Origin of the sequence: Agrobacterium rosae (assembly GCF_002915175.1) — a bacterium.
Classification (GTDB): Bacteria; Pseudomonadota; Alphaproteobacteria; order Rhizobiales; family Rhizobiaceae; genus Agrobacterium; species Agrobacterium rosae.
The window spans coordinates 160,996-182,844 of record NZ_NXEJ01000007.1 but is presented as its reverse complement, the minus strand read 5'-3'; the positions used below and the strand labels follow the sequence as shown (position 1 = coordinate 182,844).

Annotated in this window: 27 protein-coding genes; 9 read left to right on the top strand and 18 right to left on the bottom strand. The window is 56.1% G+C overall.

Going from position 1 to position 21,849, the window contains the following annotated elements; translation table 11 throughout:
- The first annotated feature begins 20 nt into the window (after positions 1 to 20).
- The gene (locus tag CPJ18_RS15325; RefSeq protein ID WP_103659335.1) at positions 21 to 611 is read left to right on the top strand and encodes a carboxymuconolactone decarboxylase family protein; all 591 of its coding nucleotides are present in this window, start codon (positions 21 to 23) and stop codon (positions 609 to 611) included.
- A 58-nt stretch (positions 612 to 669) separates the two neighbouring features.
- Here CPJ18_RS15325 and CPJ18_RS15320 read toward each other — a convergent pair whose 3' ends face one another.
- From CPJ18_RS15320 to CPJ18_RS15305, 4 genes are all read right to left on the bottom strand, one after another.
- Positions 670 to 1,506 (bottom strand): response regulator, encoded by an 837-nt coding sequence (locus CPJ18_RS15320; protein ID WP_077100639.1) that lies wholly within the window; start codon positions 1,504 to 1,506, stop codon positions 670 to 672.
- A gap of 137 nt (positions 1,507 to 1,643) precedes the next feature.
- Positions 1,644 to 2,021, bottom strand: coding sequence for a response regulator (locus CPJ18_RS15315; RefSeq protein ID WP_103659256.1), 378 nt, complete (start codon positions 2,019 to 2,021; stop codon positions 1,644 to 1,646).
- Between the two features lie 175 nt (positions 2,022 to 2,196).
- Positions 2,197 to 2,901, bottom strand: coding sequence for an SDR family oxidoreductase (locus CPJ18_RS15310; protein WP_103659255.1), 705 nt, complete (start codon positions 2,899 to 2,901; stop codon positions 2,197 to 2,199).
- 87 nt (positions 2,902 to 2,988) lie between these two features.
- Entirely contained in the window at positions 2,989 to 4,146 is a 1,158-nt protein-coding gene (locus CPJ18_RS15305; protein WP_188348541.1) for a pyridoxal phosphate-dependent aminotransferase, read from the bottom strand.
- A gap of 170 nt (positions 4,147 to 4,316) precedes the next feature.
- On the opposite strand from CPJ18_RS15305, the gene CPJ18_RS15300 reads away from it, so the two are divergent.
- The 6 genes from CPJ18_RS15300 to CPJ18_RS15275 all read left to right on the top strand — a co-directional run bounded on the left by CPJ18_RS15300 (position 4,317) and on the right by CPJ18_RS15275 (position 8,657).
- Positions 4,317 to 5,084 carry a DsbA family protein gene (locus tag CPJ18_RS15300; protein WP_077120927.1) on the top strand — a complete coding sequence of 256 codons (768 nt, stop codon included), beginning with the start codon at positions 4,317 to 4,319 and terminating at the stop codon, positions 5,082 to 5,084.
- A gap of 180 nt (positions 5,085 to 5,264) precedes the next feature.
- Complete coding sequence (gene aroQ, locus CPJ18_RS15295) at positions 5,265 to 5,702, top strand: type II 3-dehydroquinate dehydratase (protein ID WP_077100629.1); 438 nt, start codon at positions 5,265 to 5,267, stop codon at positions 5,700 to 5,702.
- A gap of 26 nt (positions 5,703 to 5,728) precedes the next feature.
- The gene (gene accB, locus CPJ18_RS15290; protein ID WP_077120923.1) at positions 5,729 to 6,208 is read left to right on the top strand and encodes an acetyl-CoA carboxylase biotin carboxyl carrier protein; all 480 of its coding nucleotides are present in this window, start codon (positions 5,729 to 5,731) and stop codon (positions 6,206 to 6,208) included.
- 11 nt (positions 6,209 to 6,219) lie between these two features.
- Positions 6,220 to 7,563: an acetyl-CoA carboxylase biotin carboxylase subunit gene (gene accC, locus CPJ18_RS15285; RefSeq protein WP_103659253.1), complete on the top strand. Its 1,344-nt coding sequence runs from the start codon at positions 6,220 to 6,222 to the stop codon at positions 7,561 to 7,563.
- 3 nt (positions 7,564 to 7,566) lie between these two features.
- A complete protein-coding gene (gene aat, locus CPJ18_RS15280; RefSeq protein WP_103659252.1) occupies positions 7,567 to 8,196 on the top strand; it encodes a leucyl/phenylalanyl-tRNA--protein transferase in 630 nt (209 codons plus the stop codon).
- Between the two features lie 74 nt (positions 8,197 to 8,270).
- Positions 8,271 to 8,657, top strand: a complete 387-nt coding sequence (locus tag CPJ18_RS15275) for a hypothetical protein (RefSeq protein WP_103659251.1) — start codon at positions 8,271 to 8,273, stop codon at positions 8,655 to 8,657.
- Positions 8,658 to 8,676: 19 nt separating this feature from the next.
- Here the strand turns inward: CPJ18_RS15275 and CPJ18_RS15270 are convergent, their stop codons facing one another.
- The 5 genes from CPJ18_RS15270 to gatB form a co-directional block, all read right to left on the bottom strand.
- Positions 8,677 to 9,120: a DUF2155 domain-containing protein gene (locus CPJ18_RS15270; protein ID WP_103659250.1), complete on the bottom strand. Its 444-nt coding sequence runs from the start codon at positions 9,118 to 9,120 to the stop codon at positions 8,677 to 8,679.
- Positions 9,121 to 9,248: 128 nt separating this feature from the next.
- Positions 9,249 to 9,647: an NADH:ubiquinone oxidoreductase subunit NDUFA12 gene (locus CPJ18_RS15265; RefSeq protein ID WP_103659249.1), complete on the bottom strand. Its 399-nt coding sequence runs from the start codon at positions 9,645 to 9,647 to the stop codon at positions 9,249 to 9,251.
- A gap of 111 nt (positions 9,648 to 9,758) precedes the next feature.
- Entirely contained in the window at positions 9,759 to 10,232 is a 474-nt protein-coding gene (locus CPJ18_RS15260; RefSeq protein WP_103659248.1) for a GNAT family N-acetyltransferase, read from the bottom strand.
- Positions 10,229 to 10,726 carry a GNAT family N-acetyltransferase gene (locus CPJ18_RS15255; RefSeq protein WP_103659247.1) on the bottom strand — a complete coding sequence of 166 codons (498 nt, stop codon included), beginning with the start codon at positions 10,724 to 10,726 and terminating at the stop codon, positions 10,229 to 10,231. Before CPJ18_RS15255 ends, CPJ18_RS15260 begins: the two co-directional genes overlap by 4 nt.
- 70 nt (positions 10,727 to 10,796) lie before the next feature.
- Entirely contained in the window at positions 10,797 to 12,299 is a 1,503-nt protein-coding gene (gene gatB / locus CPJ18_RS15250) for an Asp-tRNA(Asn)/Glu-tRNA(Gln) amidotransferase subunit GatB (protein ID WP_103659246.1), read from the bottom strand.
- 149 nt (positions 12,300 to 12,448) lie between these two features.
- Here gatB and CPJ18_RS15245 point away from each other — a divergent pair, with 149 nt between their 5' ends.
- Positions 12,449 to 12,781 (top strand): DUF1294 domain-containing protein, encoded by a 333-nt coding sequence (locus CPJ18_RS15245; RefSeq protein ID WP_103659245.1) that lies wholly within the window; start codon positions 12,449 to 12,451, stop codon positions 12,779 to 12,781.
- Here the strand turns inward: CPJ18_RS15245 and CPJ18_RS15240 are convergent.
- The 8 genes from CPJ18_RS15240 to CPJ18_RS15205 form a co-directional block, all read right to left on the bottom strand.
- Positions 12,763 to 13,272, bottom strand: coding sequence for a GNAT family N-acetyltransferase (locus CPJ18_RS15240; RefSeq protein WP_103659244.1), 510 nt, complete (start codon positions 13,270 to 13,272; stop codon positions 12,763 to 12,765). The genes CPJ18_RS15245 and CPJ18_RS15240 overlap by 19 nt on opposite strands.
- 71 nt (positions 13,273 to 13,343) lie before the next feature.
- The gene (locus CPJ18_RS15235; protein ID WP_103659243.1) at positions 13,344 to 13,763 is read right to left on the bottom strand and encodes a DoxX family protein; all 420 of its coding nucleotides are present in this window, start codon (positions 13,761 to 13,763) and stop codon (positions 13,344 to 13,346) included.
- A 24-nt stretch (positions 13,764 to 13,787) separates the two neighbouring features.
- Positions 13,788 to 14,258, bottom strand: coding sequence for an SRPBCC family protein (locus tag CPJ18_RS15230; RefSeq protein ID WP_103659334.1), 471 nt, complete (start codon positions 14,256 to 14,258; stop codon positions 13,788 to 13,790).
- 89 nt (positions 14,259 to 14,347) lie between these two features.
- Positions 14,348 to 15,595, bottom strand: coding sequence for an RNA polymerase sigma factor (locus tag CPJ18_RS15225; protein ID WP_103659242.1), 1,248 nt, complete (start codon positions 15,593 to 15,595; stop codon positions 14,348 to 14,350).
- Positions 15,592 to 15,966, bottom strand: coding sequence for a YciI family protein (locus CPJ18_RS15220; protein WP_103659241.1), 375 nt, complete (start codon positions 15,964 to 15,966; stop codon positions 15,592 to 15,594). The genes CPJ18_RS15225 and CPJ18_RS15220 overlap by 4 nt, the downstream gene beginning before the upstream one ends.
- A gap of 161 nt (positions 15,967 to 16,127) precedes the next feature.
- Positions 16,128 to 17,438, bottom strand: a complete 1,311-nt coding sequence (locus CPJ18_RS15215; RefSeq protein ID WP_077100603.1) for a homoserine dehydrogenase — start codon at positions 17,436 to 17,438, stop codon at positions 16,128 to 16,130.
- A gap of 63 nt (positions 17,439 to 17,501) precedes the next feature.
- Positions 17,502 to 18,722 (bottom strand): LL-diaminopimelate aminotransferase, encoded by a 1,221-nt coding sequence (locus CPJ18_RS15210; RefSeq protein WP_077100601.1) that lies wholly within the window; start codon positions 18,720 to 18,722, stop codon positions 17,502 to 17,504.
- A gap of 246 nt (positions 18,723 to 18,968) precedes the next feature.
- Positions 18,969 to 19,928, bottom strand: coding sequence for a nucleoside hydrolase (locus tag CPJ18_RS15205; RefSeq protein WP_103659240.1), 960 nt, complete (start codon positions 19,926 to 19,928; stop codon positions 18,969 to 18,971).
- Between the two features lie 176 nt (positions 19,929 to 20,104).
- Here CPJ18_RS15205 and CPJ18_RS15200 point away from each other — a divergent pair, with 176 nt between their 5' ends.
- Positions 20,105 to 20,908 carry a TSUP family transporter gene (locus CPJ18_RS15200; protein WP_103659333.1) on the top strand — a complete coding sequence of 268 codons (804 nt, stop codon included), beginning with the start codon at positions 20,105 to 20,107 and terminating at the stop codon, positions 20,906 to 20,908.
- Positions 20,909 to 20,912: 4 nt separating this feature from the next.
- On the opposite strand, the gene CPJ18_RS15195 is transcribed toward CPJ18_RS15200, so the two are convergent.
- A complete protein-coding gene (locus CPJ18_RS15195; RefSeq protein WP_167397912.1) occupies positions 20,913 to 21,626 on the bottom strand; it encodes a PAS domain-containing protein in 714 nt (237 codons plus the stop codon).
- Positions 21,627 to 21,849: the final 223 nt, after the last annotated feature.

The following is a 21,849-nucleotide window of genomic DNA, read 5'->3' as shown; positions in this document are numbered from 1 at the left end:
TTGAAATGCAGGAGAAGCCCATGTTTATCGCCCCGCCAGAACCGACCGCGAGCCGCAAGATTGCGGAAATGTATCGCGGTGCCAGGGACACTTACGGATATCTCCCGAATATGTATCTTGCATTCGGCCACCGCCCCGAGGTGATGGAAAGCTGGAGCGCGCTCCTCGTCAGTCTACGCGGCAACATCGAGCCCCGCCGGTATGAGCTGGTAACGCTCGCCGCGGCGCGCGAACTTCGCTCATCCTACTGCATGCTGGCCCATGGGGCAGTGCTGGTGCGGGACGGCGTATCTGGCGACGAGCTGGAATCCATCGTTGAGGGTGCTGACGATGCGCCTTTGAACGAGCAGGAGCGCGCCATCATGATCTTCGCGACCAAAGTGGTGCGCGACGCGACCTCAATCACCCAGGCCGATATCGACGCCCTGAAAACCCACGCTCTGACCGATGCAGAAATCTTTGATATCGTGGCTGCGGCTGCCGCCCGTTGCTTCTTTTCCAAAACGCTGGACGCGCTCGGCACATCGCCCGACCAGACCTATGTGGAGAAGCTGGGTCCAGACCTTGCGCAAAAGCTGGCCATGGGTCGCCCTGTGGAACAGGAAGCCTGACGTCGAACGAGGATGATGAAGGCGGCGGCATCAAGAGAGTGCCACCGCCTCGCCTAGTTCAAGCGGCAGCTTTACTGGCGACCAATTTGGCCGCTTGAATCTGTACCAGCGTGTCCAGGTTCTGGTTGACGCGGCAATAAAACTCTTCGTCAATGAAGGGGCGCAACATGAAGTCATTTCCGCCAGCCTTCAGGAATCGAGCGGACAGAAGGCGGTTGGTCGAAGACGAGACACCGATGATACGCAGTTCGTGCGAACCGCGCATTGTGCGAATCCGGCGCGTCAATTCGAAGCCATCGATGTCGGGCATGTTATAGTCAGTGACGACAAGACCGATATCACGATTGTTCTTGAGAATATCGAGGGCCTTCGCGCCGTTGTCTGCGAGGCTGACGCGGAAATTGTAGCGCTTCAGACGGCTGGAAAGCAGTGCACGAGCGGTCGGGCTATCATCCACGATCAGCACGTGATGGCGGTGGTTGGTCAGGAAGCGGCAGACCGATTCCGTCAGCATATCCACCGCAAAGACGTTGTCCTTGAGAATATAGTCGACCACTTCCTTGGTGATCAGCTTCTCGCGCGTATCTTCATGGAACGTGCTGGTAAACACGATGGTGGGAATGGAGAGATCGACCAGATATTCCAGTGCTTCACCGTTTTCCGCACCGGGAAGATTGATGTTGGAGATCGCCAACGTCACCTCTTCCGAGGAACGCTCGTAGCATTCCTGCAATTCTTCGAAGTTGCGGCAGACTTCGACAGACAGTCCAAGCAACTCCTTGAGACGCGCGCCGATCATCTGGGTAAAGACGTTTGAGTCTTCGGCCAGCAATATTCTTATGTCGTGAAATGGCACGCCAGAATACTGCATGCCCGTAATTCCCAGAAAATTCATAGTGCCCCCAAATACCCATAAAGCTTTGAGAGCGACTATAACTCCTGATATTTTCAGAATAATTAATCGGGAAAACAGTGTATGAACTATGGTTACTTATTCGCAAACCACAGTCTTGCTCCGCAACGCGAAGCAAATCATACCGTCATCATCCGCAACGTATCGACGACCTTCGTAAAGTCATAGGGCTTGCGAAAAAACACGCTTCGTTCCGGCAAAACGTCTTCTGACGGGTTCTGGTGCCCAGACGTCAGCACGATACCAAGTGGTGTGTGGGCCCTGTAGGCCCAGTTTGCCAGTCCGACGCCATTCATGCTTCCGGGCATGTCGATGTCCGTGAATAGCACGTCGATATCTGGACGGCTGTCGAGAATTTCCATTGCCTCATCAGCACCGCAAGCCTCAACGGCGTCAAAGCCTGCATCTTCTACGAGATCGACCGCCATCATGCGTAACAGAGGGTCGTCTTCAACGACGAGGACCACTTGTTTTGCGTATGCGTTGCGTTGTCCCATTACTGGCTACCTGCTTTTACATCCAAGCGTCGTGTTTGTGAAAACTTTTGACCTTGGATTGAACAACGCCACGCAGCCATGCAAGTTCCTTTGCCGCATCTAGAATACGACCTTATCCACGCGATAAAATTGAACCGCGTGGGACACTATAAATCATTTGGGGCAGGAATAGTGTTCACACAGAACGGGTTAGGCCACCATCCACCCGCAGGTTTTGGCCGGTAATATAACCGGCACCTTCCGACGCCAGAAACGCGACGGTCGCTGCGATTTCCTCGCTTTTACCGTAACGTTGCATCGGCACCATGTCGCGCCGGGCATCGGTTGCGGGCAGGCTATCTATCCAGCCCGGCAGAACATTGTTCATGCGCACATTGTCTGGCGCATAGGTGTCGGAGAAGATTTTGGTGTAGGCGGCAAGGCCCGCCCGAAACACGGCCGACGTTGGAAACATCTCGCTGGGCTCGAACGCCCAAGCGGTCGAAATATTGATGATGGCACCGGACTTTTGCGACACCATCGTCGGCGTTATGATGCGTGTTGGGCGGATGACGTTCAGCAGATAGACATCGAGACCCGTGTGCCATTGTTCGTCGGTTATTTCTAAAATCTGCGCGCGCGGGCCGTGGCCGGCGCTGTTGATCAGCACGTCGATCCGGCCAAACTTTTCGAGCGTCAGATCGGCAAGCCTCTGGAGATCGTCAACGGACTGGTTCGAACCCGTAACACCGATGCCACCCAGCTCTGCGGCCAGCGCTTCCCCTTTGCCGGAGGATGACAGGATCGCGACCTTGTAGCCATCTGCGGCCAGACGTTTTGCCACAGCAGCGCCCATGCCGCTGCCACCTGCCGTTACCACCGCCACTTTTTCTGCCGACATTTTTGTGCTCCCATGATGCTTGAAGTTCGAGCCTAACCGGTTTTACCAGCAAGTTCGAACCAAAATCATTGATGGGAGATGACAGCTTTATTTCAACCAGCCGCCGATCCGACCGACCGCCTCGGCGATATCGGATACGGAACCGGCATAGGAAAACCGCAGCGCGCGGTGGCCTTCCAGCGGGTCGAAATCCAGCCCCGGTGTGGCCGCAACATCGATTTCCGCCAGCATTCGCTTGGCGAAATCCATGCTGTCATTCGAATAGCGGCTTGTGTCCACATAAGCATAGAACGCGCCGTCCATGGGTGATGCCAGCGGCAGACCCAGTTCCGGAAGACGGCTCATCAGAAAATCGCGGTTGGTGCGGTAGCTTTCCTTGTAGACATCGAGCTCGTCTTCCGCAGAAAAGGCAGCCTTGGCGGCGAGCTGCGAAAGCTCAGGCGCTGAAATATACATGCTCTGCGCAAGACATTCGACCGGCCGTATCAGCATCTCAGGCAGCACCATCCAGCCGATACGCCAACCCGTCATGCAATAATATTTCGAGAAGGAATTGATGACGACGACGTTTTCGCTGATTTCGGCAGCACTCGTTTCCTCGCCGACGAAAGTCAGGCCGTGATAAATCTCATCCGAAATAAACGCGATGTTGCGGCTGTCGCAATAATTCACCAGCCGCTTTAGCGCCTCGCGACCCGTCACCGTACCCGTCGGGTTGGCCGGGCTTGCCAGAAGCACGCCCTTCAACTTGCGGCCGGCTTTGGTTTCTGCACGTTCAAGGCTGGCAGGCGTGAGCGTATATCCGGTTTCCGCAGTGACCGGCACCTCCACCACGTGAAGACCGAGTGCCTTCAAAATATTGCGGTATGCCGGATATCCCGGACGTGCAATCGCCACGGCATCGCCGGGATCGAACAGAGCCAGAAATGCCAGATTGAAGGCCGCCGAAGACCCCGTCGTCACCGCAATACGGGCGGGATCGATAATGGCACCGTGGCGAAGGCGGTAACTGGAGGCAATGGCTTCCCGCAGATCGCGCAAGCCCAGCGCATCGGTGTAGCCGACACGTCCGTGTTTCAGCGCTTCGTTGGCCGCATCCAGAGCCGCCCTGGGCGCGGGGTGTGACGGCTGGCCAACAGCCATAGAGATCACCGGTCGTCCCGCTTGTCTCAGACGGTTTGCTTCTGCCAAAATATCCATCGCATGGAATGGCTCGACCGCGCTTCGCTTGGACAACGTTATCAAAAGCATGCTCTTTCTATCAAACTGTCGGAGATTTGCCGTATTATTGCGGTCTTCACAATGGCGAGATCGCAATGGGCAGATTTATTATGCGATATGGCAATCGCATTAAATTAGGGTAATTGCGTGGGACAACAGAATCACCACTCTGCAACAAAACGATGAGGACCGACATGGCACTTTCCCTTAAATCCACGGCTTTTGCCTGCCTGACGGCCCTATCCACGGTTTTCGTGTCCCTGCCCGCTCATGCACTGGATGACCAGCAGAAAAAAGAATTCGGTGCTTTCATCAAGGAATACCTGATCGAGAACCCGGAGATCATGCTGGAGGTTCAGGAAGCCCTGGAGCGCAAGCAATATGACACGCGCAATGCCAAAGCCGCCGAAGCGGTAGCGGACAACCAGAAAACCATCTTCCAGTCCAAATACGATCTGTCGCTGGGCAACCCAAATGGTGATGTGACACTGGTCGAGTTCTTCGACTACAATTGCGGTTATTGCAAACGCGCCATGAGCGACGTCGACGCCATCTTGAAAACAGATAAGAACGTCCGCTTCGTTTTGAAGGAATTCCCGATTCTCGGACCGGAATCACTGGAGGCCCACAAGGTTTCCAACGCTGTCAAACTCTTGGCACCTGAAAAATACCCTGAATTCCAGCGCACACTGCTGGGAAGCACGGGCCGCGCAAACGAGGCAAGCGCCATCGAGGTCGCGGAATCGCTGGGAATCAAGGAAGCCGATATCCGCAAATCCATGGCCGCGAACCCCAACGACGCCCAGGTCAAGGAAGCCTACCAGCTCGCCACCAACCTCGGCATCACCGGCACCCCTTCTTACGTTATCGGCAACGAAGCCATTTTCGGCGCAGTCGGCACGACGCCGCTGAAGGAGAAGATCGCCAACATGCGCACCTGCGGCAAGGCGACTTGCTCGTAATAACACGCCGTCATCTCATTCTTGGAAACGCCAGCCACGTCTTCGGAGATGGGAAATACACCAAAAAACATCGTCAAACCCCACAAGATTAAGGACAATCCCTGCTTTGAGCGCTTCGGGGCTTTTCCTTCGCGGTTGTGCGGTCTATAGGTGGCGCTGATTTTCTGGCGGAAGTTTCGAATGAGCAACACGATTTTTGTCCTCAACGGACCCAATCTCAACATGTTGGGAAAACGTGAGCCGGGCATTTATGGCGGCAAGACGCTGAAGGACATCGAGAACGACTGCATCAAGGCGGGCGAAGAACTTGGTTTTGTGGTCGAGTGCCATCAGTCCAATCATGAGGGCGCGCTAGTCGACCTCATGCATGAGGCTGGTGAACGCGCCATCGGCGTCATCATCAATCCTGGTGCCTACGGCCACACGTCGATCGCTCTTCATGATGCTATCAGAGCCATTTCAGTTCCGGTCGTGGAAGTGCATATTTCCAACATCCACGCCCGTGAGGAATTCCGCCATAAATCGATGATAGCGCCCGCGGCAAAGGGAATGGTCTGTGGCTTCGGACCATACGGCTACATCATGGCGCTCAACGCTTTGAAGAATATCACGGCATAAAAGAAACAATCAGAATAGGGTTTGTCATGTCTGAAAAGAAACACGGTATCGACAAGGAACTGATCCGCGACCTCGCGAACATTCTCAACGACACCGACCTTTCCGAGATCGAAGTCGAGCAGGACGATCTGCGTATTCGCGTTTCTCGTGCAGCACCTGCGCCGGTTTACGCAACGGCTCCCGCCCCACAATACGCCCCTGCTCCTGCAGCCGCCGCGGCCCCGGCTGTCGCACCCGGTACGGCAGCACCTGCGGCCCCTGCCCGCAACCCGGCCAACACCGTGACTTCGCCAATGGTCGGTACCGTCTACCTGTCGTCCGCTCCCGGCGCGCGTCCTTTCGTTGAAGTCGGCGCAACCGTCAAGGAAGGCCAGACGCTTCTGATCGTTGAAGCCATGAAAACCATGAACCAGATCCCGGCACCAAAATCCGGCAAGGTTACGGAAATCATCGTCAACGACTCGCAGCCCGTAGAGTATGGTGAAGCCCTCGTGGTCATCGAATAAGGGCGAATTACATGGTATCCAAAATCCTCATCGCCAATCGCGGCGAAATCGCCCTTCGCGTGCTGCGCGCCGCCAAGGAACTGGGCATCCCAACGGTTGCCGTGCATTCCACGGCGGACGCAGATGCCATGCACGTGCGCCTTGCCGACGAAAGCGTCTGCATCGGCCCGCCGCCTTCGCGTGACAGCTATCTCAACATCCACCAGATCGTTGCGGCCTGCGAAATCACCGGTGCGGATGCCGTTCACCCTGGCTACGGCTTCCTGTCTGAAAATGCCAAGTTCGCGGATATTCTCGACGCACACGGCATCACCTTCATCGGACCGACCGCAGATCACATCCGCATCATGGGTGACAAGATCACCGCCAAGCAGACCGCGCAGGAACTCGGCATTCCCGTCGTTCCCGGCTCGGATGGCGAAGTAAAGCCTGAAAACGCGCTGGAAATCGCCCGCAAGATCGGCTTCCCGGTTCTCATCAAGGCGACCGCTGGTGGCGGTGGACGTGGCATGAAGGTCGCGAAAGACGAGTCGGAAGTTGAAGAAGCCGTTTCCACGGCCCGTTCCGAAGCGCTCGCCGCTTTTGGTAACGACGCCGTCTACATGGAAAAATACCTCGGCAAGCCACGCCACATCGAAGTGCAGGTGTTTGGTGATGGTGAAGGCAAGGCCATCCATCTGGGTGAACGCGACTGCTCCTTGCAGCGCCGCCACCAGAAGGTTCTGGAAGAAGCCAACTCGCCAGCGCTGACCTTCGAGCAGCGCATGAAGATCGGCGAAATCTGCGCCGATGCCATGCGCAAGCTGAAATATCGCGGTGCCGGCACCATCGAGTTCCTTTACGAGAACGGCGAGTTCTATTTCATTGAAATGAACACCCGTCTTCAGGTGGAACATCCGGTCACGGAAGCCATCACCGGCATGGACCTCGTGCAGGAGCAGATTCGCGTTGCTTCCGGCCAGGGCCTTTCGGTTACGCAGGATGAGGTGAAGTTCAATGGCCACGCCATCGAATGCCGTATCAACGCCGAAGACCCGCGTACCTTCGTGCCGTCTCCAGGTACGCTGACCTACTTCCACACACCCGGCGGTCTTGGCGTTCGCGTCGATTCCGGTGCGTATCAGGGCTACAAGATCCCGCCTTATTACGACAGCATGATTGGCAAGTTGATCGTGCATGGTCGCAATCGCGACGAATGCATTCGCCGCCTTCGCCGCGCGCTCGACGAGTTCGTCGTGGACGGTATCAAGACCACCCTGCCGCTGTTTCAGGATCTTCTGCAAAACGAAGACATTCTGAAGGGCGACTACGACATCCACTGGCTGGAAAAATATCTGGCCGGCGACGCGAAGTAAGAGATGGGACGGCGCGGCAGAGATAGCGACATCGACGTCGATATTCTGCTGCGCGCCTACTCCATCGGCCTGTTTCCCATGGCCGATTCGGCCGATGATCCGGAGCTTTTCTGGGTCGAGCCCGAAATGCGGGGCATAATCCCGCTTGATGATTTTCACGTTTCCAAAAGTCTGGCCAAGGCCATCCGCAAACGCCAATTCGACATCCGCTTTGATACGGATTTCGATGGTGTCATGGCTGGATGCGCAGCAGAAGCACCGGATCGTCCCAGCACCTGGATCAATAAGACGATCCGAAAGCTCTATGTCGAACTCCACGAGATCGGCCACGCTCACAGTGTCGAAGCCTGGGAAGGCGACGAACTCGTCGGTGGTCTCTACGGCGTCTCGCTGGGCTCTGCCTTCTTTGGCGAAAGCATGTTTTCTCGACGCACCAACGCCTCGAAGATCTGCCTCGTCCATCTGGTCGAGCATCTGCGTGAAAAGGGCTTCACCCTGCTGGACACGCAATTTACCACCGAACATCTCAAGACATTCGGTGCAATCGATGTGCCGAAGGTTGAGTATGCGAAGATATTGGATGCGGCAATGCGCTCGGAACATCTGGATTTCGATGGGAATCAAAATCGATGACGGGCGATAGTTCGCAACTTGCCCTACGCAAAGCCCTGACCTAATTTTCAGGCGAATGTCTAAACAGGGTTGTCATGCCGCTACTCGCATTCATTTTCATGACTGTTTTTACGACCGTTGCAGCCATTGCTGCACCGTCGGCCCAAGATCAAGATGTTATTTCTTGGAAAAGGCAACTCGCCAGTGAACTAGTCCCAATAATAAACAAACCGGAATTAAAAGAGTTGGCGACCGGTGAGTTGCAGATGCTCTACGTTCGGTTTCGGATCGACGGGAAGGGCAAAGCGCAGTCGATTTCATTCACGGAAAATACCAAAGCAAGACCTGAATCAAAAGTCGCTGTTTATCACCTGATTGAAGAGACAAACTTTCCTGTCCCGCCCGCAGCTATCGCTGGTGAGTGGCTTATACTACCACTTTCCATCCAACCCAAAGTCGCCGGTGAAAATGGCAGCGATTAGAATATCAAGGTGATTAGGACTAGTTCGTCTTTGCCGCAGAAGACGGAGCAGGCACGTCCGATTCCTGCTTGCAGCCGGTTAGCCACACGTCGTAGATCGGGTGCTCGACGGCGTTTAGGCCGGGGCTATCGGCAAACATCCAGCCGGTGAAGATGCGCTTGATCTTACGGTCAAGCGTAATTTCATCGACTTCGATGAAGGCGTCGATCTTTTGCGCTTCGGTGTCATCGCGGGAATAGCAGACCTTCGGGGTCACCTGAAGCGCGCCGAATTGAACCGTCTCGTTCAGGTACACGTCAAAGGAGGTAATGCGGCCTGTGATCTTGTCGATGCCAGAAAAGACCGCTACGCGGTTCTCGATGCGGGCGGCAGAGGCGGAGGAGACGAAGCCGGTCATGGGCAAAAGCGCAACAAAAGCCACAGCCAGTGCACGCAAAGAAGTCTCTCGCGTGAATTTTCCCATATCGAACCGTCTCCAGAAAGATTTCCCGCGCCAACTCAGCGAGGGTTAAACGCCTACAGGCGGAATGTGGCGAAAACGGGTGGTGTGCCGGCACATAGAAAGGCCATGCACGCGCCACCCAAACGCAATCAGTTGCCGGGTGTCCAGGCGTCGTAGTCACCGGTCACGCGTGGGCGTTCACCGGGAACAGCGAGCGAGCCCTGCGGACGGTAAGCCTTGGAAGAACCGGTCATGTTTGGCAAATGCGGCTTTTCCCATTCGCGCGCCGCGTAGCTTTCCTGGCTTGGCGGAACGTCGGTGCGATAGTGCATCCAGCCATGCCAGCCAGGTGTGATCGCTGATGCGTCCGCGTAACCATTATAGGTGACCCAACGACGCGGCATGCCCCAGGATGTGGTGCCACCTTCATAATAGGTGTTACCCAACTCGTCCTGTCCAACCTTCTTTCCAAAACGCCATGTGTGAAAGCGCGTTCCGATCGTCTGGCCGTTCCACCAGGTGAAGATTTGCGTCAGGAGAGTCTTCATTATCCATTCCTCGGGGCTTGAATGCACTGCGGCGATTTGGATTGCGCAGCACAGCACAAGCTTATGCCGCTCCATGCGTCAATTGTCCAGTATTTCCCCTGCCACCAGCTGCTATTTCAGTGCCATGCTGAAACCGAAATGGCGCTTCTCGAAGCCGAGACGGTCGTAAAACCGGTGCGCATCGACCCGCATCATGTTCGATATCAACTGGATGTTTTTGACACCGCGTTTTTGAGCATCATCGATGCAATAACGGATCATGATCGCACCAATGCCGCGACCGCGCATATCGTTGCGGGTTTGCACCGCCTCTATCTTCATCGAGGTTGCGCCACGACCTACGAGCTTGGTGAGAATCACCGTTTGAAAAGTCCCGACGACCTCACCATCCAGCTCCGCGACATAGAGCGTCTCGTTGGATGATTGTTCGATGGCGCGAAATGCAGAGAGGTAATCCGGCAGTGCCGAAACGTCGGTCGTATCGCCGTGACCACCGAGCTCGTCCGCGGCGAACATTGCTGCGAGCGCAGGCAGATCACCCTCCCGGGCGCATCGAATAACCAGGTTTTCGAGTGTCGCGCTCATCGGGCCAACGTCTTTTCCATCGCGATACCCGGAAGACCTTCAACGCCTGCCATGCGCTCGACATGCCCAACCTCGGTAAAGCCCAGACCTTCGTAAAAAGCGACGGCGACAGTGTTTTTAGGCTCGACCTCAAGGCGCATGATATCAGCGTCGGGAAAGCACGTTTCGAGCTCAGCAAAAATATCGCGCCCAACGCCCTGTCGCTGAAAATGCGGGTCGATGTAAAGCTGGTGAAGCAAAGCCGTCTTCGGCATCTTGGCTGACATCGCCGCATAGCCCATGCCACCGATGCGTTTGCCATCGTCAGCCACCAGAAACTCGCCACCCTTTTTCTGGACGCGCTCTTTCATGGCCGAGGGAGAATGCCACTCGGTAATCAACTGACTGACCCGCTGCGCACCATAGATCGAATCATAGGTGGCATGCCAAGTCCGGGCCAACAACGCCCTCACCGGCTCGATATCACGCTCACTGGCGGTGCGAATGAAGAACACGATTCCCCCCTTAGTCTTGAAATAGAAAAGCCGGGAGCAATCCCGGCTTCGACGTCACCGATAGGAGCGCTTACTCCTCAAGACCAAGCTTCGCCTTGACCAGTTCCTGCACCGCCTGCGGGTTGGCCTTGCCACCCGTGGCTTTCATGACCTGACCGACGAACCAGCCGGCGAGTGTCGGCTTTGCCTTGACCTTATCGACCTGATCCGGGTTGGCAGCGATAATCTCGTCCACGGCCTTTTCGATGGCACCCGTATCCGTGACCTGCTTCATGCCGCGGCTTTCGACAATCTCAGCCGGGTTGCCGCCCTCGTTCCAGACGATTTCGAAAAGGTCCTTGGCGATTTTGCCCGAGATGGTGTTGGCCTTGATAAGGTCGATGATGCCGCCGAGCTGGTCAGCGGAAACGGGTGTCTCTTCGATACCCTTACTGGCTTTGTTCAGCGCGCCGAGCAAATCGTTGATGACCCAGTTGGCGGCAATCTTGCCATCGCGGCCGTTGGCGACCAGTTCGTAATAATCGGCAATCGCCTTTTCCGACACGAGGATCGATGCATCATAGACGGACAGGCCGAGTTCGCTGACGAATCGTGCCTTTTTGTCGTCAGGCAGTTCCGGCAAATCCTTGCTCATCCGTTCGATGAAGGCATCGTCGAATTCCAGAGGCAGCAGATCCGGGTCCGGGAAGTAGCGATAGTCATGCGCGTCTTCCTTGGAGCGCATGGACCGCGTCTCGCCCTTGCCGGGATCGAACAGGCGGGTTTCTTGATCGATGGTGCCACCATCTTCCAGAATGGCAATCTGGCGCCGGGCTTCGTATTCGATGGCCTGACCGATGAAGCGGATAGAGTTGACGTTCTTGATTTCGCAACGCGTGCCGAAAGCCTCGCCTGGCTTGCGCACGGAGACGTTGACGTCGGCGCGCATCGAACCTTCGTCCATGTTTCCGTCGCAGGTGCCGAGATAGCGCACGATGGAGCGAAGCTTGGTCATGTAAGCCTTGGCTTCGTCGGAAGAGCGCATGTCCGGCTTTGACACAATTTCCATCAGCGCCACACCGGAACGGTTCAGGTCGACATAGGACATGGTCGGGTGCTGGTCGTGCATCGACTTGCCGGCATCCTGTTCCAAATGCAGACGCTCGATGCCGATTTCGATATCCTCGAAATTGCCCTGACGGTCCGGCCCCAGCGAAATGACGATCTGGCCTTCACCAACAATCGGGTCCTTGAACTGCGAAATCTGGTAGCCCTGCGGCAGATCAGGGTAGAAGTAGTTCTTGCGGTCAAAGATGGAGCGCTTGTTGATCTGCGCCTTCAGGCCCAAACCGGTGCGCACGGCCTGTGCCACGCATTCCTCGTTGATCACGGGCAGCATGCCAGGCATGGCAGCATCCACCAGCGAAACGTTGGAGTTCGGGGCATTGCCGAAGGTGGTGGAAGCACCGGAAAACAGCTTGGAATTGGAGAGAACCTGGGCGTGAACCTCCATGCCGATGACGATTTCCCAATCGCCGGTCGCGCCGGGAATGAAGCGTTTCGGGTCTGGTGTGCGCACGTCTACAAGGGTCATATCAAGCTCTTAATATACGGAATTTCTGTCTATGGTGAGGTAGAACAATTGGCACCGTGGCGCAAGGCTTGTCGCGTCAAAGGCATGAAGACCAAAATTTTTGGCGAGCCTGAGAATGTTTTTTTACAATTCTGAATTTTAATGGAATCATGATTACACTTGCTCTGGCCTTCGCCACATATCTTGCCTTCAACCTTCTCGTTTTCCTCATCTACTGGTGGGATAAGGAGGCGGCCAGGAATGGCGAATGGCGTGTCAGCGAAAGTACGTTGCTTTGGCTGGCCTTTCTGGGCGGCAGCGCAGGTGCCGTGCTCGCGCAACGTTTGCTGCGCCACAAAACGCGAAAAGAGCCCTTCCGCAGTTATTTGCTCTTCATCATCGTCCTACACATCGGGATTGGTCTCTCCCTCATCATCATGCCGCAATGGCCACGAACGACGCTTACGTTCCTGGAAACAATGGCTCAAAAACCGAAGCCATAGCCACCTGTTTCCATCGTCACCAGCTGCTTTTGAAGACCCATGGATTGCACGTCGCGGTCCAGCTTTGCAGAATATTTCATGGAAAACCAACTGACGGCGTATCCATGTTTGCGAAAAAACGAGACCGCCTGATGGTTCTGGGCATGGCTTTCCAGCATACCGACCGGAAAACCGCGGTCCACGATCTGCCGCTCGATCTCGCTTAAAAGCGCAGTACCGACGCCTTGGCGCTTATAGACCCGATCGATCCAGAAATCCGTAATGGTCTCATCGAAATGTTCGCGCGCGGCCCAGCCAGCGATTGCGCCATCCACCTCAGCCACAGTGATGGCGAGCCTCGACGAATGCGTGAAATTCTCAAATGCGGCCCGCGCATTTTCGCGCAACTCTTCCGTCACCCCCAGAGCCGATGTCGCGTTTGCCCACGCCCGCAAACCGATGGCCGCCAGCACCGCTGCGTCTCCTTCTCTCGCCGGGCGAATACTGATCAAACAACGTCCCCACAACTACCGCAAATAAAGCACCGGAAGCGTGATTCGACCAGCACACCCTCATTTACAGCCTAGTGTTTACCACGCAATGGAATGAGACGTCTCAGCGCTTCAGACCGCAGATAGAGCCCACCCCATGCCAGCAGCCCGAGATAGACACCGAAGAACATGTGGGTGAACAGCGGACTTCCGACACGCAGATGGGTTGCGATTGCACCGCCCAGCAGCCCCGTCATCAAAATTGCGCCGAGCAAGGATGTACGGGGAATGGCATAAAGAAGCGCGATAGCGAGCGTCATGACGCCAAGGCCACGCGCCAGCGACGGGTCAACCGAATATCCAAGCGCAACCATCGTTTCCGTCACGGGCGCAATGGGCGCGAGTTTGATGGCACCGTCAAAAATCAGAAAAGCCACGATAAGACCGCTCATCACGGACCCTGTCAGCCTCTGCCAGCGCGGCAGAGGCATTGGAACAGCAACGTCAGGCATCAGGTGATTCCTCCCCTTTTCGCGTCAGAGCGTTGCAACGAGGGTAGCCAGTTGGTCAGCGGCCATTCCCCAACCTTCATGGAAGCCCATCGCCTCATGGGCCGTTTTGTCTTCTGCCGTCCAGTGCCGCGCAATCGCGGTATATTTCGTGCGGCCATCGCCCATATCTTCGAACAGAACGATGCCGGTCATGAACGGTTTTTCGGCAGGCACCCAAGCACTGGTATAAGCATCGGTGAAGACGAGTTTTTCATTGGCAACGACTTCCAGATAGACGCCACGATTTTCGACCACTTCGCCATTCGGCCCAGCCATGACGATGAGGCTTGCGCCACCGGAACGCAGATCCAGTTCGGCATGGGACACACCCCAGGGCTTGGGGCAGAACCATTGCTTCAACAGTTTGGGGTCGGTCCACGCTTCGTAGAGCTTTTCACGCGGAGCATCGAATTCGCGTATGAGAACCAGATCGTGGGCACCGTGATGATTGTTCATGGTCGTTTCCTTTCGCTTGGTTTGGTTCATCTCTATGATGATGCTGCAAGGACGTCTGAGCAGACAACCACACGACACACACTCAAAAATTATTTCGTATTTTCCAGCGCAAGCTTGTCCAGCTGCTGGCGGATATGCGCGGCTTCGGCCGGCGTATTGGCAAGGGCGATGGCCCGGTCGAAGGCTTCGCGGGCTTCAGCCGCCCTGCCCGCCTGCATCAATAGCCCACCACGAACGCCGTGATAGTAGAAATAGGCGTCCAGCTTTCCATCCAACGTCTGAAGCACGGCAAGCGCCGCCTCCGGTCCATCCATTTTCGAAACGGCGACAGCCCGGTTGAGCGTGACGACGGGTGATGGCTGGAGATGCTCCAGCGCCTGATACAACAGGTCGATGCCGAACCAGTCGGTATCCTTCGCCGTGGCTGCCCGCGCATGCAGAGCAGCAATGGCTGCCTGAAGCTGGTAAGGGCCGGGTTTGCGGTGGCGCATCGCCTTGTCCAGCAGCGCCAGCGCTTCATCGATGATCTGCCGGTCCCAGCCGTCGCGGTTCTGATCTTCCAGCAGAATGATGTCACCATCCGGTGAAAACCGGGTGTTGCGACGCGAATGCTGCAACAACATCAGGGTCAGAAGCCCCATGATCTCAGTTTCGGATGGAAATATGCGCAACAGAATGCGCGCAAGGCGGATCGCCTCTTCACACATCGTCATGCTGTCCGGGTTGGAGATAGCCGACGAATAGCCTTCGTTGAAAACGAGATAGAGCATGGCGCAGACCTTGTCCAAACGCTCCTGCCGCTCCCATGCGGTCGGGTTCTCGAAGGGTACACCGGCTTTGGCGACACGCCCTTTGGCGCGGGTAATGCGCTGCTCCATCGCGGCGTCCGTCACCAGAAACGCGCGGGCGATCTGCGTGACACTAAGGCCAGCGACGATGCGCAGTGCAAGCGCGATCTGCTGCGTTGCCGGCAAATCCGGATGGCAGCAGACAAACATCAGGCGCAGAATGTCATCGCGGTAATGGGAGTTGTCCAGCCGCTCTGCAATATCGGCTTCCGCATCGGAGAGATCGGATAGGACGTCCTCTTCCGGCAAAGGCACGGATTTCGAATGTTTGCGAATGGCATCCACGCCGCTGTTGCGCCCGACAAAGATCAACCATGCTGCAGGATCACGGGGCGGGCCTTTCTCGGGCCAAGTCCGCACCGCGCGTAGGCAGGCCTCTTGAAAGGCTTCTTCCGCTGTGTCCAGATCGCGGAAATAACGCAGCAATGCGCCCAGCGCCTGTGGTCGCGCGGCCGTCAACGCAAGGTCGATCCATGCGATATCTGTCATGTGGGCGCACCTGTGGGATGGAAGACGTAAAACGGCCGGATTTCGTAGGAGGTAGAGCCCGGATTGGCAGCGGACAGTTGCTTGGCGAAATCGACTGCCTCATCCAGATTTTCCACATCCACGGTGTAAAAACCCAATAGCACTTCCTTCGTTTCGGCAAAGGGGCCATCCAGCACCAACGGTTCCTGCTTGCCCTTGCGAACGGTCGTGGCTGTCGTGGTCGGCATCAGCCGCCCTGTGGGTCCCAGCTTGCCAGCCTTGGCCAGCGGTTCCTGCACCGCATAGAGCTTGCCCATGACAGCCTCCTCTTCTTCCTTTGACCAGGCGAAGACGGCTTCCTCATCGGCGTAACACAGAATCGCGTAATGCATCTCACTCTCCTTCTCCGTTCTAAGACGAAGACGTAACGCGCCTGCCGACAAGGTGCAGCAGTTTTTTTACAGGGTGCTGATGGCAGATACGGAGCAAAAATACAAAAAAGCCACCGACGCTACCGCCGATGGCTTCCATGTCATATCGTGAAATCAGACGATCAGGTCCGTTCGATGCGAATGACCTGCGGTTCGTTCACCAGGTATTTTTCGCTCTTTATGCCTTTGACGGCTTTGCGGATAGCGTCTTCCATCGTTGCGTGGGTAACGAGGATGATCGTCTGCGCACCGCCCTCGACGGGAACGCGAGAATGCTGGACGATGGATTCCAGCGAGATATTGTTTTCCGCCATGCGCGTTGCGATGCTGGCAAAAACGCCGGCCTTGTCCTTCACCGTCAGGCGAATGAAGTAACCGCCTTCGTGGCTCTTCATCTTGGCGCGACGGTATTCGGTCAGCGACTTTGCCGGACGGCCAAGCACCGGTACCTGCTGCACGCCCGGGCGGCTCTTAGCGATGTCTGCGATGTCACCCAGAACAGCGGACGCCGTGGCATTGCCACCTGCGCCGGGTCCAACCATCAGCAGTTCACCGAGAATGTCCGATTCGACAGCAACAGCGTTGGTCACGCCATCCACCTGCGCAATGACTGAATCCAGCGGTACCATGGTCGGGTGTACACGCTGTTCGATGCCTGATTCCGTTACCTGCGCAACGCCCAGCAGCTTGATGCGATAACCGAGATCAGCAGCCGCCTGAATATCCTCGATCGAGATATTGGAGATGCCTTCGAGATAGATGTCATCAGCTGCAATCTTGGAGCCAAAGGCAAGTGTGGTGAGGATTGCCAGTTTGTGAGCGGTATCATTGCCCTCGATATCGAAGGCTGGATCGGCTTCGGCGTAACCAAGCCGCTGCGCTTCCTTGAGGCACGCCTCGAAGGACAAGCCTTCCTTTTCCATCTTGGTCAGGATGTAATTGCAGGTGCCGTTCATGATGCCGTAGATGCGCGACACATGGTTGCCGGTCAGCGACTCACGCAGGGCCTTGATGATGGGAATGCCACCGGCGACAGCTGCTTCGAAGTTCAGCAGCGCGCCTCTCTCTTCCGCGAGAATGGCAAGCTCAACGCCGTGTTTGGCAAGCAACGCCTTGTTAGCTGTCACCACGTGGAGACCGCGTGACAGCGCGGCCCGCACGGCCTTTTCCGCGGTACCGGAGGCACCGCCGACCAGCTCTACAAAAACGTCAATTTCGGCTTTTGCCGCCATCTCTTCAGGCGTGTCAAACCAGGTAATACCCTTGAGATCAAGACCGCGATCACGCGAACGGTCGCGTGCGCTGACTGCAATAATCTCAATTGCGCGTCCGCAGGTAATTGCAAGTTCGTTGCTTCTCTGCTGGAGGATGCGCACGAGCGAAGAGCCGACAGTGCCGAGTCCCGCTATGCCGATTCTCAATGAATCTGCCATTGGTATATTCCTGATTTGCTGACGTGAAGAGGTGGCCGGAAACGGCCACCCGGTTGGATGCCCTTAACGATGGGCGTTGAGCGAAACGACGTTGTGCAACGTATCGTCCGCTGTCGACAGGAAGCGCTTCAAATTGCGCGCTGCCTGGCGAATTCGATGCTCGTTTTCAACAAGCGCAAGGCGAACGTAATCGTCGCCCATTTCGCCAAAGCCGACGCCGGGAGCGACGGCAATATCGGCCTTCTCCACGAGGAGTTTGGAAAACTCCAGAGAGCCGAGGTGGCGGAATTTTTCCGGAATTTTTGCCCATGCGAACATGGTGGCCGCTGGAGGTGGAACCTCGAAACCGGCCTTTCCGAACGTATCGACCATGACATCGCGGCGGCGACGATAGACGCTACGCACTTCAGCGATATCGGAACCATCACCGTTCAATGCGTGGGTGGCCGCAACCTGAATAGGCGTGAATGCGCCGTAATCCAGGTAGGATTTCACACGCGTCAGGGCCGAAATCAGCCGCTCGTTGCCGACTGCAAAGCCCATACGCCAGCCAGGCATCGAGAAGGTCTTGGACATGGAGGTGAATTCCACCGCAACGTCCATCGCACCCGGCACTTCCAGAACGGATGGCGGCGGGTTGGCGTCGTCGAAGTAGATTTCGGAATAGGCAAGGTCCGACAACACGATCAGATCATGCTTCTTGGCGAAAGCAATGATGTCGCGATAGAAATCCAGCGATGCGACGTGCGCCGTTGGGTTCGACGGGTAGTTGATGATCAGCGCAAGCGGCTTGGGAATGGAGTGGCGGACAGCGCGCTCGAGCGGGCCGAAGAAGGTTTCGTCCGGCTCGACATTCATCGAGCGGATAACGCCACCCGCCATCAGAAAGCCAAACGCATGGATCGGATAGGTCGGGTTCGGGCAAAGAATGACATCGCCAGGTGCCGTGATGGCCTGCGCCATATTGGCAAAGCCTTCCTTGGAGCCCAGCGTGGCGACAACCTGCGTATCGGGGTTCAGCTTCACGCCGAAACGGCGGGCGTAATAGCCCGCCTGCGCACGGCGAAGACCGGGAATGCCCTTGGAGGACGAGTAACGGTGTGTGCGTGGATCCTGAACCACTTCGCACAGCTTATCGACAATGGCCTTCGGTGTCGGAAGGTCGGGATTGCCCATGCCAAGGTCGATAATGTCGGCTCCGCCCGCTCGCGCGCTCGCTTTCAAACGGTTGACCTGTTCGAACACGTATTGCGGCAGACGCTTGACCTTGTGAAACTCTTCCATCTTTTCCTCGTGGAAATGAGCCAAATTAGCGGCTCACATAACATTCGTTTTTTGGTTTCAAATACAGCCGACACGAACACATCGGACCCGTATCATTTAAGTGTAACGCATGTGCTGAAAAACACGAATTGGTTTTCCGCAAGCGGTCGCAGCCAGCAAAATGAACGCGGCCTGCAAAACCTGCATAACGCGAGTTTTTTCAAAAATGCAAGGCAAGACGCCGCGTTTGGCAGCGCGCGCGACCAATCAGCCGCGCTCGCCATGCACAATTGTCGAACGGATGACCGAAAGCACACGATCAGGCTGGATATTGGTACAGACGAGCTGGCTTGGATGCCCATCCCATTTCCCAGGCGGAAAACCGACACCGTCCGGCTTCTGGATCGTCTGGCCATCGGCAATACCGCCGCACACGACGCGAATCGCACCGCTGCGGGTGTCGAAAAGTTCGGGGTTGGTCAGGTAGACGCAGGCGCAGCTGTCATGCACCACCATGCCGTCGCCGGTACGCTGATTGTAAAACTCGATGTAGAACTGCGACAAATCCGACAGAAGCTGGACGGGTGCCCCGCCCTCCTTCGCCATCTCGTCCATGAATTTCGATGTCATGACCGTGCGCGTCGTCACATCGAGGCCAACGACCGTCACGCGCCACGGCGCAGTGAAAACCAGGTCTGCGGCTTCAGGATCGCCATGAATATTGGCTTCTGCCGCGGGGCTGACATTGCCGTTGATATCGAAAGCGCCACCCATGATGATGACCTGCTTGACCAAAGTCGCAAAATCCGGGTCTTCACGCAGCGCCAAGGCGAGGTTCGTCATGCGGCCGACGGCGATCAGCGTCACCTCACCCGGGTTTGCTTTGACGGTATCGATAATGAAGTGATGCGCCGGGCGTGGATCCAGCGGCAGATCAATCGTATCGGGAACACCGATATTGCCGAGGCCGTCTTCGCCATGGATAAAAGTCGGCCAATGACCTTCCGGGCGGGATGGATCGAACGTGACGCCTGCACCTCTGGCCACCGGTGCCGTCATGCCCCATTGCTGCTTGAGGAACAACGCATTGCGGGTGGTAATATCGAGCGGAGCATTGCCGAAAACCGTCGTGACACCAACCAGATCGATATCCGGGTGGCGATGCAGAAACAGCAACGCCATTGCGTCGTCGATGCCGGGGTCCGTGTCGAAAATTACCTTATGCATGCCATGTCCTCAAATTCATCTAGAGCAGAATCGCCCACGAACGACGAAACAGCGAATGCACCATAAACGGACGCACAATCCGCGCAATGCCCTCGACGCAAGACACGAAAACCGTTGCAACAAGCATAATTCGGTGAGAGAAGCGGCGTCACCATCACCCTCCTGGAATGCTCCCCGTGCACGATGTCGCTCTTCAGCTTTTTCTCATCCTTTTTCTGGTGGCCATTTTCGCAGGCTTTGTGGATTCGATTGCCGGTGGTGGCGGGTTGATCGTCATCCCTGCCATGCTCATCCTGGGCGTTCCGCCGCTTGAGGTTTTGGGAACGAACAAATTGCAGGCGCAGTTCGGCTCGGCATCAGCCACCATCGCCTACGCGCGTCGAGGCCATGTGGACCTAAAAAAGCAATTCCCCATGGCAATGATGGCACTCTTAGGCGGTGTCTTCGGGGCCTTGACGGCGTCGTTCGTGCCGCCTGATGTTCTGCGAGCCATCATGCCGTTTTTGCTGATCGCGATAGCCCTTTATTTTGCCTTCAAACCCAACCTCAGCGATCTGGATAGTCACCAACGCGTAAGGCCCCTCGTATTCGGCCTGACCGTCGTTCCACTGGTGGGTTTCTACGATGGCATTTTCGGGCCAGGGGCCGGTTCGTTTTACATGCTGGCATTTGTCGGGTTGGCGGGCTTCGGTATGTTGAAGGCAACGGCTCACACCAAGCTTCTCAACCTCGGCTCGAACTTCGGCGGCTTCCTCGTCTTTACACTCAGCGGCGCAATCTTATGGAAGCTGGGACTGGTCATGGGTTTGGGGCAGTTTCTGGGCGCGCAGATGGGTTCGCGACTTGCCATGAACAACGGCGCAAAAATCATTCGGCCTCTGCTGGTGATCTCATGCCTAGCAATGGCGACGAAACTGCTTCTGGACGCCGGTGCCGTCTCTGCGGTGGGCTCATTCTTCGCAAGTCTTACGGGCGGCTAGGCCCTCAATTGCAGTTCAGGGCGACTTCATCAACGCTTTGGAGAACGATGACAGCGCCGACAATCTTATTGTTTCCACCACGCAATGGCGTCATGCGGCAACGGGTTGTGAAACTGCAGGAATCGCGACGTCCCTTGTGGATGTAGTCGACCTTATGACCGTGAAAGCATTTTTCGAACGCTGGCTGGGCCATGGTCCTGAAGCTTTCCTCCCCCACAAACTCCGAAACATGACAGCCAATCATGGATAGCGCGGTGCGGTTCAAATACTGCGCGTTTGCCTGATTGGCATACAGATAGCGATAATCCTTGGTGACGACGCCAATGCGATCCGGCAAACTATCCAGCACAGCCTCATTGAACAGAGGCTGGTTCGGCATCTCGAATACAGCGTTCTCATCAGTCGGCCGTAATGTCGGACGTTGGATGCGATCACCCTTGCCGCTCGAATTGGGGAAATAACGATCGATCAGCATCGACATGTCAGCACTACGGCGCGTAACGCTTGATTTATCTTCGGCCTCGTCGCGGATCAAACTGTTGAGGAACTGCAACTGCATATGCACTTCCTCGCGGGTTTCTGCCCTATATGACAGGATACCCGCGATCATCGGCTGAAGTTCTCGATCCAGCACACGCACAAGATCGTCATGACCACCGGCCACAGCCTGTTTCAACTGCGTGCATTTCAGCGAAAAGGCGTCGAAGAGCCCAATCAATGGAGCCTCCATTTCATCACACAGGTTTCCCATTCTGACACTGTCCAATCATTGTGCCGGACACGATCAGGAAAACCTCCTTCTTTCAAAAACCGTTGCCGAAGCAGGCTCAGATCATTTTAACTTTGGGTCCACGGGCTGCCGTATCGATGAGGCCAAAGAGACATCTATGATCCGAATATGAGCTACCCATGAAACTACATTGTTCTGAGATATGAACACT

Bases quoted from the DNA above. Each gene is read 5' to 3' on its own strand.
- CPJ18_RS15325 (WP_103659335.1), top strand. From the start codon at position 21: ATGTTTATCGCCCCGCCAGAACCGACCGCGAGCCGCAAGATTGCGGAA.
- CPJ18_RS15320 (WP_077100639.1), bottom strand. From the start codon at position 1,506: ATGAATTTTCTGGGAATTACGGGCATGCAGTATTCTGGCGTGCCATTT.
- CPJ18_RS15315 (WP_103659256.1), bottom strand. From the start codon at position 2,021: ATGGGACAACGCAACGCATACGCAAAACAAGTGGTCCTCGTCGTTGAA.
- CPJ18_RS15310 (WP_103659255.1), bottom strand. From the start codon at position 2,901: ATGTCGGCAGAAAAAGTGGCGGTGGTAACGGCAGGTGGCAGCGGCATG.
- CPJ18_RS15300 (WP_077120927.1), top strand. From the start codon at position 4,317: ATGGCACTTTCCCTTAAATCCACGGCTTTTGCCTGCCTGACGGCCCTA.
- aroQ (WP_077100629.1), top strand. From the start codon at position 5,265: ATGAGCAACACGATTTTTGTCCTCAACGGACCCAATCTCAACATGTTG.
- accB (WP_077120923.1), top strand. From the start codon at position 5,729: ATGTCTGAAAAGAAACACGGTATCGACAAGGAACTGATCCGCGACCTC.
- accC (WP_103659253.1), top strand. From the start codon at position 6,220: ATGGTATCCAAAATCCTCATCGCCAATCGCGGCGAAATCGCCCTTCGC.
- aat (WP_103659252.1), top strand. From the start codon at position 7,567: ATGGGACGGCGCGGCAGAGATAGCGACATCGACGTCGATATTCTGCTG.
- CPJ18_RS15275 (WP_103659251.1), top strand. From the start codon at position 8,271: ATGCCGCTACTCGCATTCATTTTCATGACTGTTTTTACGACCGTTGCA.
- CPJ18_RS15270 (WP_103659250.1), bottom strand. From the start codon at position 9,120: ATGGGAAAATTCACGCGAGAGACTTCTTTGCGTGCACTGGCTGTGGCT.
- CPJ18_RS15265 (WP_103659249.1), bottom strand. From the start codon at position 9,647: ATGAAGACTCTCCTGACGCAAATCTTCACCTGGTGGAACGGCCAGACG.
- CPJ18_RS15260 (WP_103659248.1), bottom strand. From the start codon at position 10,232: ATGAGCGCGACACTCGAAAACCTGGTTATTCGATGCGCCCGGGAGGGT.
- gatB (WP_103659246.1), bottom strand. From the start codon at position 12,299: ATGACCCTTGTAGACGTGCGCACACCAGACCCGAAACGCTTCATTCCC.
- CPJ18_RS15245 (WP_103659245.1), top strand. From the start codon at position 12,449: ATGATTACACTTGCTCTGGCCTTCGCCACATATCTTGCCTTCAACCTT.
- CPJ18_RS15235 (WP_103659243.1), bottom strand. From the start codon at position 13,763: ATGCCTGACGTTGCTGTTCCAATGCCTCTGCCGCGCTGGCAGAGGCTG.
- CPJ18_RS15230 (WP_103659334.1), bottom strand. From the start codon at position 14,258: ATGAACAATCATCACGGTGCCCACGATCTGGTTCTCATACGCGAATTC.
- CPJ18_RS15225 (WP_103659242.1), bottom strand. From the start codon at position 15,595: ATGACAGATATCGCATGGATCGACCTTGCGTTGACGGCCGCGCGACCA.
- CPJ18_RS15220 (WP_103659241.1), bottom strand. From the start codon at position 15,966: ATGCATTACGCGATTCTGTGTTACGCCGATGAGGAAGCCGTCTTCGCC.
- CPJ18_RS15215 (WP_077100603.1), bottom strand. From the start codon at position 17,438: ATGGCAGATTCATTGAGAATCGGCATAGCGGGACTCGGCACTGTCGGC.
- CPJ18_RS15210 (WP_077100601.1), bottom strand. From the start codon at position 18,722: ATGGAAGAGTTTCACAAGGTCAAGCGTCTGCCGCAATACGTGTTCGAA.
- CPJ18_RS15205 (WP_103659240.1), bottom strand. From the start codon at position 19,928: ATGCATAAGGTAATTTTCGACACGGACCCCGGCATCGACGACGCAATG.